Below are 16,082 nucleotides of genomic sequence, written 5' to 3' on the forward strand. Positions count from 1 at the left end.
CGGCCGTCGTCCCAGCTCCGGAGACCGGACCAGTCAGCGGGTCGCCAGGGCGCTGAGCTCGTTGACGGTGCGGGTGGTGGATTCGTCGGCACCGGTGATGGGGGTGGTGCCTGCGGTCCTGGTGGGGGAGGAAACGGAAGCGGTGGTGTCGGCGATGCCCGCGGCGGCGGTGATGATCGAACGCAGGAGTTCGCCGGCGCGGACGGCGACGTTGGACAGCAGCGTCGAGGAGATGCCGTGGGAGTGTTCGGTGGCGCCGAGGACGTAGACGCCGGCGGTGGTGCCGGGGTCGGTGCGCAGGCGGTAGTCACGTCCGATGTGGGGGTGCCCGGTGGCGTCCGACGGGCAGTGTTCGGCCAGGGTGCCGAGTAGCTGGCGCGGGTCGCGGGAGCGGTAGCCGGTGGCGAACACGACGATGTCCGCCTCGAGGGTCTCCCGGGTGCCGGTGGGCAGGAACTCGATGTCGAGGGACACGCCGTCGGCCAGGGGGCGCAGGTCGAGCAGGCGGGAGGCGCGCATCATCCGCAGGCGTTCGCGGCCGTGCACCTTCTCCTGGTACATCCGCCGGTACAACTCGTCGATCAGGTCGATGTCGACCACCGAGTAGTTGGTGCCGCGGCTGTAGCCCGAAAGCATCTCCTTCACCGCGGGTGGCGCGGTGTAGAAGTCGTCGACGGCGGACGGGTCGAAGATCTGGTTGGCGAAAGCGCTGTTGTCCGCCGGGCTGAAGCCGTAGCGGGCGAAGACAGCGATCACCTCGGCCGCCGGATGGCGGGTGTGCAGGAACTCGGTGACCTCGGCCGCGCTCTGGCCGGCGCCGATGACGACGAACCGCTCACGGCTGGTGGCCGGCATGCTGGCCACCCGGTGCAGCAGGTCGTAGTTGTGCCAGACCCGTTCACCGAGGTCGATGCCGGCGGGCACATGTGGTTCGAGCCCGACGGCCAGAACGACGTTGCGAGCCCGGTGGATGACCGTCTCCCCGGTGTCGCCGCGGACCGCGACCACATCGACCAGGGCGATCTCGCCGTCGACCAGGACGGGGCGCAGATCGACGACCCGCAGGTCGTAGCTGACCAGATGGTCGAGCCGGCGGGCGGCCCACTCCAGATAGTCGTGGAATTCCTGGCGCAGTGGGAACTGCGTCTTGTGGTTGATGAAGTCGACCAGTCGGTTCTGCTCGTGCAGGAATGACAGGAAGCTGAAGTCGCTGGCCGGATTGCGCAGGGTCACCAGGTCCTTCAGGAAGGACACCTGCATGGTCGCGCCCTCGAGCAGCATGCCGCGGTGCCAGCCGAAGCTGTTCTGTCGTTCCAGAAACGACACGTTCAGCGCGTCCTGCGGGGACCGCGCCGCGTTGTGTTCTTCGATGGCGATCGCCAGAGCCAGGTTCGAGGGGCCGAATCCGACTCCGACGAGGTCCAGAATGCCGTTGTCTGCGGACGCCGGACGTCTTGCCACAGCCGATCCTCCGGTCACTGATCCTCCAGCCGCTGAGCGAATCGCTTCGTCTGCTGGCGAGGGTGGTATGGCGAGAATAAAATAAGTTAAGGTAGCCTTACCTTATCTTGTCCATCTTCGGGGTGGGCTCGTGGCATGTCAAGGGAATCGGGAGGGTCGCTGCCCTGGTTGAGGCCCTGGTCACGCCACCGGGCCTGGCTGTCGACGGTGTCTGTGAGCGGGCTGTCCGCTACCTGTGGGGAGGGGCGCGCGGGTGTGCGGCACGGGCGGTGCTGGCAGCCGGGGCGCAGGGGCTGACGGGGACTGGGGTGCCGGCCGTGACTCGGATGACGCCGGCGACCCTCTGGACGCAACGGCCGGAGCACGGATACCGTCCCTGGCTGGCAAGTTAACCTATCTTTACCCACCGGGTGGATTGTGAGGCACGTCGGTGCGAACTGTCGCGCACAACGGTCCGGCCGGGGCGACCCTGGCCGGCGCCGTCCACGTGCACGACCACGCGACGGCGGCGACACCCCTGACAACGACGACCCCGACAGCGACGCCCCCGATCCGGCCCCCGAGGCCGACGATCACGGGTGCGGCGGCGGTGCGGCGGCGGGTTGGTGGGCTGGTAGCGGCACTGGTGGTGCTGGCGGTGGTGTGTCTGCTCAGCCTGTGGCTGGGGGCCAACCGGGTGCCGTTCACCGAGGTCTGGCGGGTTCTGTGGCACAACGACGGGTCGAAGGCGGCCGTGATCGTGCACGACCTGCGGGTTCCCCGCACGCTGCTCGGGCTCGCGGTCGGCGCGGCGCTGGGGGTGTCCGGGGCGGTCACCCAGGCGCTGACCCGCAACGACCTGGCCGAACCGGGGCTGCTCGGGATCAGCATGGGCGCCTCGGCCGCGGTCGCGCTGGGCATCTCGGCGCTCGGGGTGACGAGCACGGCGGGCTACGTCTGGTTCGCGTTCGTCGGGGCGGCGCTCACCTCGGTCGCGGTGTTCGCGATCGGCACGGCCGGGCGCGGGGCGGACACGCCGGCGAACCTGGTGGTGGCCGGGGCGGCGGCGGTGGCGCTGCTCGGCGCGGTGGTCAACGCGATCCTGATCCTCGACCCGACCGCGTTCGACCGGTTTCGCTTCTGGGATGTCGGGTCGCTGGCCGCACCGGGCGCGCCGGCGCTGTCGACGATCTGGCCGTTCATCGTCGTCGGTCTGCTGCTGGCGGCCAGCCAGGCCCGCTCCCTGAACGCGCTCGCGCTTGGCGAACAGGCCGCCCGCGGCCTCGGCGTCCACCTGAACCGGGCCCGGCTGCTCGGTGCGCTCGCGGTGGTGCTGCTGTGCGGGGCGGCCACCGCCGCCGCCGGGCCGATCGCCTTTGTCGGCCTCGCCGTCCCGCATATCGCCCGGGCGATCGTGGGGACCGACCAGCGTTGGGTGCTGCCGTACTGCGCCGTGCTCGCCGCGGTGCTGCTGCTCGGCGCCGACCTGATCGGCCGACTTGTCGTCGCGCCGGGTGAGCTGCGGGTCGGTGTGGTCACGGCCTTCCTCGGCGCCCCGGTGTTCATCGCGCTGTGCCGCCGCGCCCGGCTGGCACGCGCATGAACTCCGCGCGGGTGACCAACCCGCGGGTGGCCGGGCCGGTGGTGGGGGCTGGTCGGGTCGTCCGGGTTCGGCGGTTCGGGGGGGACGCGGTGTCGGTGCGGATCTCCCCGCGGTCGATCACCATCAGCGCGGCGTTCACGGTGGCCGTGCTGGTCGCCGGGGTGGCCGCGCTGACAACGGGTGACTACCCGATCCCGTTCGCCGATGTCGTGCGCACCCTGGCGGGGCACGGCAGCGGTGGCAACGACTTCGTGGTCAACTCGCTGCGGCTGCCGCGGCTGCTCACCGGTCTGCTGGTCGGGGCGGGGCTCGCCCTGAGCGGGTCGATCTTCCAGAGCGTGTCGGGCAACCTGCTCGGCAGCCCGGACATCCTCGGGTTCACCACCGGCTCCGCCACCGGGGCGATCGTGGTTCTGCTGGTGCTGCATGGCACGGCGGGGCAGGCGACGTTCGGCGCGGTCGTCGGCGGGGTGATCACCGGGGCGCTGGTCTACCTGCTGGCGCATCGGCGGGGTGTCGCCGGGCCGCGGCTGGTGCTGATCGGGATCGCGGCCGGTGCGTTGCTGTCGTCGGTCAACTCGTATCTGATCACCAGGGCCGAGCTGGCCGACGCGGTCAACACCCAGATCTGGCTGATCGGCAGTCTGAACAGCCGCGGCTGGGAGCAGGTCCGTCCACTCGCGGCGGCGCTGGTCGTCCTGGTGCCACTCGCGCTGTGGCTGGGGCGCAGGCTTGCCTACCTGGAACTCGGTGACGACACCGCGCAGGCCCTGGGGGTGGGGGTCGGCCGGAGCCGGGCGGCGCTGATCGCGGTCGGGGCGGCGCTGGCGGCGGTCGCGACCGCCGCCGCCGGGCCGATCGGTTTCGTCGCGCTGACCGCGCCGCCGTTGGCCCGCTGGCTGTGCGGGGCGTCGGCGCCGCCGTTGGTGGCGACCGCGCTGGCCGGCGCGGCCCTGGTCGCCGTCAGCGATCTGGCGGCGCAGCGGCTGTTCGCCCCCACCCAGCTGCCGGTGGGGGTGGCGACCGCCGTGGTCGGCGGCGCCTATCTGGCCGTCCTGCTCGTCCGGCAACGGCGACCCGGATGACAGCACAGGCGGCACGGGCAGGGCGGAACGCATCCGACGGTGGGAGAGAGGGCGGCCGATGACGCGGCTGAGCGCGCACGAACTGACACTCGCGTATGACCGGCGGGTCGTGGCCAGCGGGCTGGACATCGAGATCCCGGACGGGGAGTTCACCGTCATCGTCGGGCCGAACGCCTGCGGCAAGTCGACGCTGCTGCGCGCGCTGGTCCGACTGTTGCGGCCGAAGGCGGGGGCCGTCCATCTCGACGGCGAACTGATCTCGTCCTATCCGACGAAGGAGGTCGCCCGCCGGCTTGGGCTGCTCGCCCAGTCGGCGACGGCGCCGGCCGGCATCACCGTCGCCGACCTGGTCGCCCGCGGCCGCTACCCGCACCAGCGGCTGCTGCGGCAGTGGTCACGTGAGGACGAGGAGGTCGTCGCCGCCGTCATGGCGCGCACCCACCTCACCGAACTCGCCGACCGCGCGGTGGACGAGCTCTCCGGCGGGCAGCGCCAGCGGGTGTGGCTGGCCATGGTGCTCGCCCAGCAGACGCCGATCCTGCTGCTGGACGAGCCGACCACCTTCCTCGACATCGCCCACCAGATCGAGGTGCTCGACCTGTGCGCCGACCTGCTGGTCGACGGCGGTCACACCCTGGTGGCGGTGCTGCACGACCTCAACCAGGCCAGCCGCTACGCGGGGCATCTGGTGGCGATGCGTGACGGGCGGATCGTCGCCCAGGGCCCGCCGAACGAGATCGTGACCGCCGAGCTCGTCGAGGAGGTGTTCGGTCTCGCCTGCCGGGTCATCACCGACCCGGAATCCGAGACGCCGCTGGTCATCCCGCTGCGCTCCCGGGCCGGCCAGGTCGTGCGGGTCGCACCGGCGAGCGTGGACGAGACCCCCGACACGACGGCGGACGCCACGAGCACCTCGACCGAGCCGGTGACGGACGGCGACGATGCCGTGGTCGGGGTGGGCGTAGGGGCGACGGCGGGCTCGGGCGGTCACAACGGTTGACGCGCAGCCAGGGACTTAGGTTACCTGTACCTAAATTCCGGAATGCGACCGCGGGCGCAGGGAGCCGGGTAAGCCGCAGGCAGGACGGATGGTGCTGGGTTGTGAACAGCTCGACGGGCAGACGGCTGCTGCGTGAGCGGCTGCGGCGTCAGCGGCGCGAGCTCACCCTCGGCGCCCTGGCCACGGTCGTCCAACAGGGCGCCATGCTCGCGTTGCCCTGGTGTGTGCAGCGGGCGCTGGACCGTGGGATCACGCCGGGCTCGGTGGACGAGACCGTGCGGTGGGCGATTCCCACGGCTCTGGTCGCCGTCGCCTTCACCCTCGGCGGGATCGGCGGGCTGCGCTGGTCGGGGCGGGCCGCGGCGCGCGTCGCGCATGGGCTGCGGGCCTCGATCGTCGAGCGGGTGGCCGCCTTCGACCGGCCGGCGCTGGCCCGCTACGGCCGCGGTGACCTGGCGATGCGCGCCACCCGGGACGTCGACCTGATCCGGCTGTGGGTGCAGAGCCTGTCGATCTGGATTCGGATCGCGGTGACGATCGTGGTGGTGCTGCCCGCGTTCGCCCTGCTCGATCCGCTGCTGCTGGTCGTCGGGATCGTGACGATCCCGCTGGTGGCGCTGGCCAACGCCTACTTTCCCGCCCGGTTCGACGTGGCCAACGACCGGCTGTCCGAGTCGTTCGGGGCCCGTGCCGACGCCGTCGACGACCTGCTGACGGCCAGCGCCGCCGTGCGGGGCATCGGCGGGGAGGCCCAACTGGTGCGCCGCCACCACGAGCGCAGCGCCGCCCTCACCGAGCACACGATGGTCGCCGCGCGGATCTCGGCGGCGTGGACGTCCGTTCCGCCGGCGGTGCCGCGGCTCGCGATCGCGGCGGGCCTGGGTATCGGGGGCACCGCCGCGCTGCACGGCGACCTCACCATCGGCGGTCTGGTCGCCTTCACCTCCTGGATGACCACACTGACGCTGGCCGTGACGATCGCGGTGGACCTGCTGTCCTCACGCGGGCAGGCCCGGGTCGCCGCCACCCGGATCGCCGAGGTGCTCGACACCGCGGTCAGCGCCGACGACCCGACGGGTGGCGAGGTGCCACCGGCCGAGGGTGCGCTGGTGGCCGAGGCCATCACCGCGGTGCGCGACGGCCGCCGCGTGCTGGGCCCGCTCGACCTGCGGGTCGGCCCCGGCGAGTTCGTCGCGGTCACCGGCCCGACCGGCAGCGGCAAGACGACGCTGGCCCGGGTGCTGTGCCGGCTGGAGGACCCCGAGACCGGCACGGTCAGCCTCGGCGGGGTGGACCTGCGCCGGGTCGCCCGGGTGGAGCTGTCCGCCCGGATCGGGCTGGTCCCGCAGCGGCCCCTGATCCTCGCCGGCACCGTGGCCGACAACCTGCGGGTGGGCCGGGAGTTCGACCTGGCGGCGATGCGCGGGGCGACCGAGGTCGCCGCGGTCGACGGCTTCGTGGCGAGCCTGCCCGAGGGCTACGACACCTCCCTCGGTGAACGCGGCGCGACGGTCTCCGGTGGTCAGGGCCAACGCCTGGCGCTGGCCCGTGGCCTGCTCGGCCGACCGGACGTGCTGATCCTCGACGACGTCACCGCCGCGGTGGACGCCGACACCGAGGCCACCATCCTGCGCCGGCTGCGGGCCTGGGCCCCGCGGGCCGCCCTGATCGTCATCTCGCATCGTCCGTCCGTGCTGGCCGCCGCCGACCGCGTCCTGTACCTGGGCCCGGACGGCGCTCCCGTCCACCCCGGGACCGAGACCCGGGCCGGTGAGCCCGAGGCGGCCGGCGGCGCCGACACGCGCGTCCCGGTGGGTGGTGGTCATGGCTGAGCTGCGTGAGCTGGCGGCCGAACCCTCGACCAAAAGGGTGTTCCGACGTTTCTGGCCGTACCTGCGGCCGCACCGGGTGATCGTGTCCGGCGCGGTGCTGGCCAGTCTCGCCAGCACCGCCGCGGTGGTCGCGATCGCACCGGTGATCGGCTGGGGTGTGGACGCGGTCACCGACCGCGACCGGTCCCGGCTGTGGTGGGCGGTCGTCGTGCTGGTCGCCGTGGTGGTGGCCCGGATGCTGCTGCTGCGGCAGTCCGAGGTGCTGCTCTCGCGGGCCGGCGAGCGGACCATCCGGGGGCTGCGGGATCTGGTCGTCGAACGGCTCGCCGCCGCGCCGCTGCGCTTCCTCGAGGCCCATCGCACCGGTGACCTGCTGCGCCGCTCCACCGGTGAGATCGCCGACCTGACGCTGTTCCTGCGCGACCAGCTACCGAACCTGATCGGCATCACGCTCACCGTCATCCTGACGATCGGCCTGCTGCTGGTCTACTCGTGGCTGCTGACACTGCTGCTCGTCGCGCTGTTCCTGCCGCTGGCGGCCGGGGTGCTGCTCTGGTTCAACGCCGGCGCCGCGGGCACGTTCGGCCGACAGGCCGCCTCGGACGCGACGATGACGGCGACCTTCACCGAGACCCTCACCGCGCACGAGGCGCTGGTGGCGCCGGGCCGTCCGGACGAATGGGTGCGCCGCTTCCGCGGGGACAACGACGAGCTGCGCGCGGCGAACGAGCGGGCCATCGACACGCAGTGCCGTCTGGAGCTGTTCGCCGCGCTCGAGGGCCTGGCCACGGCGGCGCTGCTGCTGCTCGGGGTCTGGCTGGTGCGGGGGGGTCATCTCGGGGTCGGCACGGTCGTCGTGTTCGTCGTCGCCACCCGCAACCTGTTCGAGAACCTGCTGGCCCTGTCCGGGCTCGCCGGCCAGGCGCAGCAGGCCCGGGTCGGCCTCGCCCGCCTGGTGGACCTGCTCACCGTCCTGCCACCCGTGGGCGCACCGCCGCCAGCGACCACGCTGGACGCCAGCACCACCGCGGACGCCACCGTCGTCGTGGGTGGTGGGCTGCCGGAGCGCGGGGAGCTGGCGGCCGAGGGGCTCACGTTCGCCTACGGGGACACCGACGTCGTACGGGATGTGTCGGTGGCGTTTCCACCGGGCGACCGGGCGGGGCTGATCGGCGTCACCGGCTCGGGCAAGACCACGTTGGCCAAGCTGCTCACCGGACTCTACGAACCGGATTCCGGTGTGGTCCGGTTCGGCGGAGTCGACCTGCGTACGGTGCATCCGGCCGAGGTTCGGGCGCGCATTGTGCTCGTCCCACAGCAGGTGCATCTGATCAGCGGCACGCTGGCCGAGAACCTGGCCCTGACCCCGGGCACGCCGGACCGGGACGCGATGCGTGACGCCGTCGCGCGACTCGGCCTCACCGACTGGGTCGACGGGCTCGACGGCGGGCTGGACGCGGACCTCGGCGCCCGTGGCGAGCGGTTGTCCGCGGGGGAACGCCAGATCGTCGGGCTGCTGCGGGCGGCTCTGGTCGACCCGCCGGTGCTGGTGCTCGACGAGGCGACCGCCGACCTCGATCCACAGGCGGCCCAGCGGCTGGAGGACGCCGTCGAACGGCTACGTCCCGGACGCACGCTGCTTGTCATCGCACACCGTCCGACAACGATCGAACGGCTTCCGCGCACTGTCCGAGTGGAAGCCGGTCGTCTGAGTTAGCACGGCATTCCCTGTGGGTGTCGCGTTGGAATTTTCTTCTCAAAGGGCTGGACTCATGCCCGTAACTTAAGTAAAGCTTACCTGAACGATTGTCTCATCGTTGTGAGCCGAAACCCAAGGAGCCGGGATCCGCATGTCGACGAACCCGTTCGATGACGAGAACGGCAGCTTCTACGTCCTTGTGAACGTCGAGGAGCAGCACTCGCTGTGGCCGACGTTCGTGCCGGTTCCGGCCGGCTGGCGCATCGTGCACGGTGCGACCGATCGGGCGTCCTGCCTCGACTACGTCGAGACCCACTGGACGGATCTGCGCCCGGCGAGCCTCATCGCCCGGATGGCGGCGGATCAGGAGGCCGCGGCCGGCGCCGACGTGACCGACGAGCCCGCTGCGGCCGACGCCGACGCCGACGCGCAGCGGCAGCCTGACGGCGCGGGTTCCGGCGCGACCCGATGACCGCGCCCCGGGCCTACCACGAGCGCGCCCTCGCGCTCGGTCTCGACCCACTCGCCGCCGCGGTGGGTCTGGTGCGTGCCGCCGAGGCGCCCTTCACCGTCTACGAGCGCGAGGGCGAGTGGAGCATCGGCACCGGTGTCCTGAGCGAGATCATCGTCTACTGGGACGAGATCCGTTACCGCACCGGCAGCACCTGGCGGGGCGAGCCGGTGGGCGACGACCCGCTGCGGGCGCTGGCCCGAGTGCTGGCCGACCTGCCGTTCGCCGGGTGGCGCGCCTACGGGGTGGTGGGCTTCGAGCTCGGCCCACGGCTGGCGGGACTGCCCGGCCCGGTGTCGGGTGAGCCGCTGGTGCATCTGGTCGTCCCGGCCCGGGAGGTGCGGCTGACGGCGGCCGGCGCCCTGCTGCGCGCGGTCGACCGCGCGGAACTGGACGAGCTCGCCCGCCAGCTGGCCGCCGTCGCGGCCGAGGGCGCCACCACCGCGGGGACGACGATGGCCGCGGAGGAGGACGGGTCGGCGTTCGCGGATCTTGAACATGGTGCGGCGCGGTACGAGGCGAACGTCGCGCAGGCCGTCGCCGACATCCAGGCCGGCCGGCTACGTAAGATGATCATGTCCCGGGTGGTTCCGGTGGACGGGCCGGTGGATCTGATCGCCACCTATGAGCGGGGCCGGCGCGGTAACACCCCGGCCCGGTCGTTCCTGCTGGACCTCGGTGGTCTGCGGGTCGGTGGGTTCAGCCCGGAGACGGTCGTCGAGGTCGCGGCGAACGGGCGGGTCTCCACCCAGCCGCTGGCCGGCACCACGGCACGTGACGGTGGGGCCGCCGATGACGGTGCCGCCGACCGGGCGCGCCGTGCGGCGCTGCTGGCCGACCCGAAGGAGATCTACGAGCACGCCGTGTCGGTGCAGGCCGCGCAGGAGGAGCTGCGTCCGCTGTGCCGGCCGGGGTCGCTGGTCGTCGACGAGTTCATGTCGGTGCTCGACCGCGGCAGCGTGCAGCACCTGGCCTCCCGGGTCAGCGGCCAGCTCACCCCCGGGCACGACGCCTGGGACGCGATGGCCGCCGTCTTCCCGTCGATCACCGCCTCGGGTATCCCGAAGGCCGACGCCCTCGCCGCGATCCGGCGCTACGAGTCGCAGCCGCGCGGGGTGTACAGCGGCGCGGTGCTCAGCGTCGACGCGGACGGTTCGCTCGACGCCGCGCTCGTGCTGCGTTCGGCCTACCAGCAGGACGGACGGACCTGGCTGCGGGCCGGCGCCGGCATCGTCGACGCGTCCCGGCCAGAGCGTGAGCTCGAGGAGACCCGCGAGAAGCTGCGCAGCGTCAGCCGTTTCCTGGTGGCCGCACCCAACCCCAGCCCCAGCCCCGACCGTGAGGACCTGCGTCGCCTCATCGCCGACCTGATCGACGAGGAGCCGGCCAACGTCGGCGACGAGGACAACCTGTTCGAGCTGGGCCTGGAGTCCATCGCGCTGATCCAGGCGGTCGGTGCCTGGCGCCGCGACGGCCTGGCGGTCACTTTCGGTGAGCTGGCCGAGAATCCCACCCTCGACGGCTGGTCCAAGATCCTGGGTAACCGGGCCGCGGCGGCCCGGTCGAAGGCCACCCGTGGCGGCACCGCTCCCGCCGACCCCGACGCACCCGTGGCTTCCGCCGTGTCCGCGGCCAGCGCCACGTCCGCCGGTACGTCGGACGAGGACGGCGCCGGCGCCGGCGCCGGTGGCGAGGGTGACAGCGCGGTCGACGGCGAGTTCCCGCTGGCGCTCATGCAGCACGCCTACTGGGTCGGCCGGGACCGCGGCCAGCCCCTCGGCGGTGTCGCGGCCCACCTCTACACCGAGTTCGACGGCCGTGACGTCGACCCCGACCGTCTCGCCGCGGCGATCCGCCGGTTGGTGACGCGGCACGAGGCGCTGCGGACGAGGATCACCGACAACGGTGCCCAGCGGGTCGCGTCGGAGTCGGGCTGGCGTGGGCTCACCATCCACGACCTGCGCGCCCTCGACCAGGCCAGCGCGCGGGCCCGGCTTGACACGGTGCGTGACGCACTGTCGCACCAGATGCTCGACATCGAGCACGGCGAGGTGTTCTCCACCGCGCTGAGCCTGCTGCCCGACGGGGCCACCCGACTGCACCTCGACGTGGACATGGTCGCCGCCGACGCGGTGAGCTACCGCGTCCTGCTCGCCGACCTGGCCCAGCTCTACGCCCACCCCGAGGACACCACCTCCGGTGGGGCGGTGGCGCCGGCACCGGGCTACACCTACCGCGAGTACCGCGAGCAGCGGGCGACGGCCCGCCGGCTGGCGGCCGAGCAGGCCCGCCAGGCCTGGCAGGACCGGCTGCCGAGCCTGCCAGGGGCGCCGGAACTGCCGCTGGCCTCGAGCGCGGTCGCGTCCGGCGACGACATTCCGACCCGGGTGACCCGCCGGCACGTCTGGCTGGCGCGGGCGGCCCGCGAGGAGCTCGGCCGATCGGCGCACCGGCGCGGAGTCACCCCGGCGGTGGCGGTGGCGACCGTGTTCGCCGAGGTCATCGGCGGTTGGAGCGCCCAGAGCCGGTTCGTGCTCAACGTGCCGCTGTTCGACCGTGAGCAGGTGCATCCGGACATCGACCGGGTGGTCGGCGACTTCACCAGCTCGGTGCTGCTCGAGGTCGACCTGACCGCCCGGGTGCCGTTCGTCGAGCGGGCGCGGCGCATCCAGTCCCGGCTGCACGCCGACGCCGCCCACGCCGCCTACTCCGGGGTGGAGGTGCTACGCGACGCCGGCCGGGCCCGCGGCGAGCGGCTGCTCGCCCCGATCGTGTTCACCAGCGCCCTCGGCCTCGGTGAACTGTTCGACCCGGCGGTGCGCACAGCGTTCGGGCGTCCCGAGTGGATCATCTCGCAGGGTCCGCAGGTTCTGTTGGACGCGCAGGTCACCGAGGTGGACGGCGGCCTGCTGATCAACTGGGATGTCCGCGAGGACGCGTTCGCCCCCGGTGTCGTCGACGCCATGTTCGCCGCCTTCGAACGGCTGGTACGCGAGCTCGCCTGGGATCTGCCGGTCGACGTGCTGCTCGACGACACGACGCGGGCGGTGCGCGCCCGGGTCGGTGCCGTCGCCGGGCCACGTTCGACCCGGCTGCTGCACGAGGGCTTCTTCGCCCACGCCGCCCGGACACCTGACGCCCCCGCCCTGCTGGGCTCGCCGGCTGCCACCACCACCACCACCACGGCGGACGGGCCGGTCGCGGCGGGCGAGGCGCTGACGTACGGGCAGCTCGCCGCGCGGGCCCGGGCGGTGGCCGGGGGACTGGTCGCCCGGGGTGTCCGTCCGGGTGACCTGGTGGGCGTCAGCCTGCCCAAGGGGTCCGCGCAGGTCGTCGCCGTGCTTGGCGTGCTCGCGGCGGGTGGGACCTACGTGCCCATCGGCGTGGAGCAGCCGTCGGCGCGGATCGCCCGGATCGTGGCCACCGCCGGACTCACCGTGGCGATCACCACCGCCGACCGGGCGGACGGTTCGGTCTGGCCCACCGGCGTGACCAGTGTGACCCTGACCGATCTGGTCGGGCCGACGGTGGACGCGGCCGGCGGCACCGAGCGGCTTGTGCTCGCCGCGTCGCAGGACCAGACCCGGTTGGACGAGCCGGCGTACGTGCTGTTCACCTCCGGCTCCACCGGCGAGCCCAAGGGTGTCGAGGTGTCGCACCGGGCGGCCATGAACACCATCGACGACCTGGTCGAACGCCTCGGCATCGGGGCGGACGACCGGACGCTCGCCGTCTCCGCCCTCGACTTCGACCTGTCGGTGTTCGACCTGTTCGCGCCGCTGGGCGCGGGCGGCGCGGTCGTCCTCGTCGACGAGGCGGCGCGCCGGGAGGCGACCCGCTGGGTCGAGCTGGTGGCCGCGCACGGCGTCACGATCCTCAACTGCGTGCCGGCCGTCCTCGACCTGCTCCTGACAACGGCGACCGCGACCGCGGCGACCGCGGCGACCGCGGCGGCTGGTGGCGGGCCGTCGTCCGCGGTCGGCGGTCTGCGGGCGGTGCTGCTGGGCGGGGACCGGGTCGGCGTCGACCTGCCCGGACGCCTCGCCGCCCTCGCCCCGCACGCCAGGTTCCTCGGGCTCGGCGGGACGACCGAGACGGCCATCCACTCGACCGTCTGCGAGGTCATCGGGGGTGTGCCGGTGCCCGAGCAGTGGAGCTCGGTGCCCTACGGCACGCCGCTGCGCAACGTGCGGCTGCGCGTGGTCGACCCGCTCGGCCGGGACTGCCCCGACCAGGTCACCGGCGAACTGTGGATCGGCGGGGACGGCGTCGCCGCCGGCTACCGCGGCGATCCCGAACGCACCGCCGACCGTTTCCTCACCCACGACGGTTCCCGCTGGTACCGCACCGGCGACCTGGCCCGCTACCTGCCCGACGGCACGGTGGAGTTCCTTGGCCGCCGCGACCACCAGGTGAAGATCCGCGGGTTCCGGGTGGAGCTCGGCGAGGTCGAAAGCGCCCTGGCCGCCGTTCCAGGCGTGCACGCCGCCGTCGCCGCCATCACCGGCGGGACCAGCGGGACCAGCGGGTCCGCTGCCCCGGGCGCCCGGTCGACGGCCTCCCTGGGCGCGGCGGTCGTCCTCGACCCGCGCTTCTCGGATACACCGGATGCGGCGGGCGGGGCGCAGGACGAGCCGGTCGAGGTCTGGCTGCGGGGGCAGGTGGGTGGGCTGCTGCCGCCGCACATGGTGCCGGACCGGATCGTGGTCGTCCCGGCGCTGCCACTGAGCGCCAACGGCAAGATCGACCGTACGGCCGCCGCCGCACTGCTCGGGTCAGCGGCCGACGGGGCGCGCCCGGTGACCGCGCCGAGCAGCGACCTGGAGCGCGTGATCCTGCTGGTCTGGCAGGACCTGCTCGGCGACACCTGCGGTGTCACCGACGAGTTCTTCACCGTCGGCGGGGACTCGGTGCTGGCCACCTCGGTCGTCACCCGGCTGCGCGACGAACTCGACACCTCCGAGGTGTCGGTGCGGATGCTGTTCGGCACGCCGACGGTGGCCGGGCTCGCGGCCGCGATGCGCACGGCCGAACGAACCCCGGGACGACTCGACCGGGTCGCGTCCATCGCCTGGGAGATCGCCAGCCTGTCCGACGACGAGATCGAGCTGCGCCTCGGGGACGAGGCCGACCCGGTGGGAGACGCGGCATGAGCCATCCGGCGGCGCTCACCGACGCGCATCGGACGGTCGACGGGTTCGTCCCGTGGCCGGCGGAGTTCGCGCGGCGTTACCAGGCGGACGGGCACTGGCAGGGCGGGCCGCTCGCGGACCGGCTGCGCGACTGGGCCGTCCGGTACGCCACCGGGACCGCGCTGGTCGGCGGGTCGTTCGAGGAGCCCGTCCGGCTGACCTACCGGGAGCTGGACGAGGCCGTCGACGACCTGGCCGCGGGCCTGACGGAACTGGGTCTGATCGCGGGCGACCGGGTGGTCGTGCACCTGCCGAACCGGATCGAGTTCGTGACGCTGCTGTTCGCGTCGCTGCGCCTCGGTGTGATTCCGGTGCTGACCCTGCCCGCGCACCGCCGGGTCGAGATCGAACATCTCGCCCGGCTCTCCGGTGCGGTGGCGTACGCGATCCCGGACGCGCACGAGGGGTTCGACCATCGGGTGCTCGCCGAGGAGATCGTGGCGGCGGTCCCGTCGGTGCGCCAGGTGCTGGTGGCCGGGGACGCCGGCCGGTTCACCGGGCTCGCCACCGTCGCCGCCGCCGGCGCCGCGGCCCGGGCCGACAGGCCCGTGACCAGCGCCGAACCGATCGACCCGGCGGGGGTCGCGGTGCTGCTCATCTCGGGTGGCACGACCGGCAAACCGAAGCTCATCCCGCGCACCCACTGGGACTACGCCTTCAACGCGGCGGCCAGCGCCCGGGTGTGCGGGCTGACCGCCGACGACGTCTACCTGGTCGCGTTGCCGGCCGCGCACAACTTCCCGCTGGCCTGCCCGGGCCTGCTGGGCGCGTTCGGTGTGGGTGCGAAGGTGGTGTTGGCCCCCGCTCCGAGTCCGGAGATCGCCTTCGGGCTCATCGCCCGCGAAGGGGTGACGGTCACCGCGGTCGTCCCGACACTGGCCCGGATCTGGGTGCTGGCCGCCGGCTGGGAAGGTCCGGACACGACCAGCCTGCGGTTGTTGCAGGTCGGTGGCGCGAAGCTGGACGCCGAGCTCGCCCGGCAGATCCGACCGGTGCTCGGCGCCAGCGTCCAACAGGTGTTCGGGATGGCCGAGGGCCTGCTCAACTACACCCGGCCGGACGACGGCGACGAGATCGCCTGCACCACGCAGGGCCGCCCGCTCGACGACGCCGACGAGATCCGGGTCGTCGACGAGCACGGAGTGGACGTCCCCCCGGGGACGACCGGTGAACTGTGGACCCGCGGGCCCTACACCATCCGCGGCTACTACCGGGCGGCCGAGCACAACGCGACCGCGTTCACCCCGGACGGCTTCTACCGCACCGGCGACCTGGTGCGGCGCACCGCCGAGGGCCACCTCGTCGTCGAGGGACGCATCAAGGATGTGATCAACCGGGGTGGGGAGAACGTCTCCGCCACCGAACTCGAGGAGCATCTGCTCACCCATCCCGCCATCGTCCAGGCCGCGGTCATCGCGGCCGCCGACGAACAGGTCGGCGAATCCGTGCGGGCCGTGATCGTGCTCGCCGCCGGCGCGTCACTGCGACTGCGCGAGCTCAAGGTCTACCTGCGCGACCGCGGCCTGGCCAGGTTCATGCAACCCGACCTGCTCACGATCGTGGACGACCTGCCCCTGACCGCCGTCGGCAAGATCGACAAGCGGGAGCTGCGGCGCCGGCTCGACTAGCCGCCCAGCCCCATCACCGTCCGTTCTCCCACCGGCTCCCCCCAGCCCCTTCAGCCAACTTCAGCCCCTTCAGCCCCTTCAGCCCCGCCCAC

The 16,082-nt window shown here is 73.0% G+C and carries 9 protein-coding genes; 8 read left to right on the forward strand and 1 reads right to left on the reverse strand.

Going from position 1 to position 16,082, the window contains the following annotated elements; genetic code table 11:
- Positions 1–33: 33 nt before the first annotated feature.
- A complete protein-coding gene (locus MXD59_RS07170) occupies positions 34–1,461 on the reverse strand; it encodes a lysine N(6)-hydroxylase/L-ornithine N(5)-oxygenase family protein (RefSeq protein ID WP_248823982.1) in 1,428 nt (475 codons plus the stop codon).
- A gap of 430 nt (positions 1,462–1,891) precedes the next feature.
- Here MXD59_RS07170 and MXD59_RS07175 point away from each other — a divergent pair, with 430 nt between their 5' ends.
- The 8 genes from MXD59_RS07175 to MXD59_RS07210 all read left to right on the forward strand — a co-directional run bounded on the left by MXD59_RS07175 (position 1,892) and on the right by MXD59_RS07210 (position 15,990).
- Positions 1,892–3,043: an iron chelate uptake ABC transporter family permease subunit gene (locus MXD59_RS07175; protein ID WP_308301663.1), complete on the forward strand. Its 1,152-nt coding sequence runs from the start codon at positions 1,892–1,894 to the stop codon at positions 3,041–3,043.
- Complete coding sequence (locus MXD59_RS07180) at positions 3,040–4,128, forward strand: FecCD family ABC transporter permease (RefSeq protein WP_248823983.1); 1,089 nt, start codon at positions 3,040–3,042, stop codon at positions 4,126–4,128. Before MXD59_RS07175 ends, MXD59_RS07180 begins: the two co-directional genes overlap by 4 nt.
- A gap of 58 nt (positions 4,129–4,186) precedes the next feature.
- Positions 4,187–5,128: an ABC transporter ATP-binding protein gene (locus MXD59_RS07185; RefSeq protein ID WP_248823984.1), complete on the forward strand. Its 942-nt coding sequence runs from the start codon at positions 4,187–4,189 to the stop codon at positions 5,126–5,128.
- A gap of 101 nt (positions 5,129–5,229) precedes the next feature.
- Positions 5,230–6,960: an ABC transporter ATP-binding protein gene (locus tag MXD59_RS07190; RefSeq protein WP_248823985.1), complete on the forward strand. Its 1,731-nt coding sequence runs from the start codon at positions 5,230–5,232 to the stop codon at positions 6,958–6,960.
- Entirely contained in the window at positions 6,953–8,677 is a 1,725-nt protein-coding gene (locus tag MXD59_RS07195) for an ABC transporter ATP-binding protein (RefSeq protein ID WP_248823986.1), read from the forward strand. Before MXD59_RS07190 ends, MXD59_RS07195 begins: the two co-directional genes overlap by 8 nt.
- Before the next feature lie 133 nt (positions 8,678–8,810).
- Entirely contained in the window at positions 8,811–9,131 is a 321-nt protein-coding gene (locus MXD59_RS26320; protein ID WP_283096488.1) for an MbtH family protein, read from the forward strand.
- Complete coding sequence (locus MXD59_RS07205; RefSeq protein ID WP_248823987.1) at positions 9,128–14,323, forward strand: salicylate synthase; 5,196 nt, start codon at positions 9,128–9,130, stop codon at positions 14,321–14,323. Before MXD59_RS26320 ends, MXD59_RS07205 begins: the two co-directional genes overlap by 4 nt.
- Complete coding sequence (locus tag MXD59_RS07210) at positions 14,320–15,990, forward strand: (2,3-dihydroxybenzoyl)adenylate synthase (protein ID WP_248823988.1); 1,671 nt, start codon at positions 14,320–14,322, stop codon at positions 15,988–15,990. The genes MXD59_RS07205 and MXD59_RS07210 overlap by 4 nt, the downstream gene beginning before the upstream one ends.
- The last annotated feature ends 92 nt before the right edge of the window (positions 15,991–16,082 follow it).

The organism is Frankia umida, from assembly GCF_023242945.1.
GTDB lineage: Bacteria > Actinomycetota > Actinomycetes > Frankiales > Frankiaceae > Frankia > Frankia umida.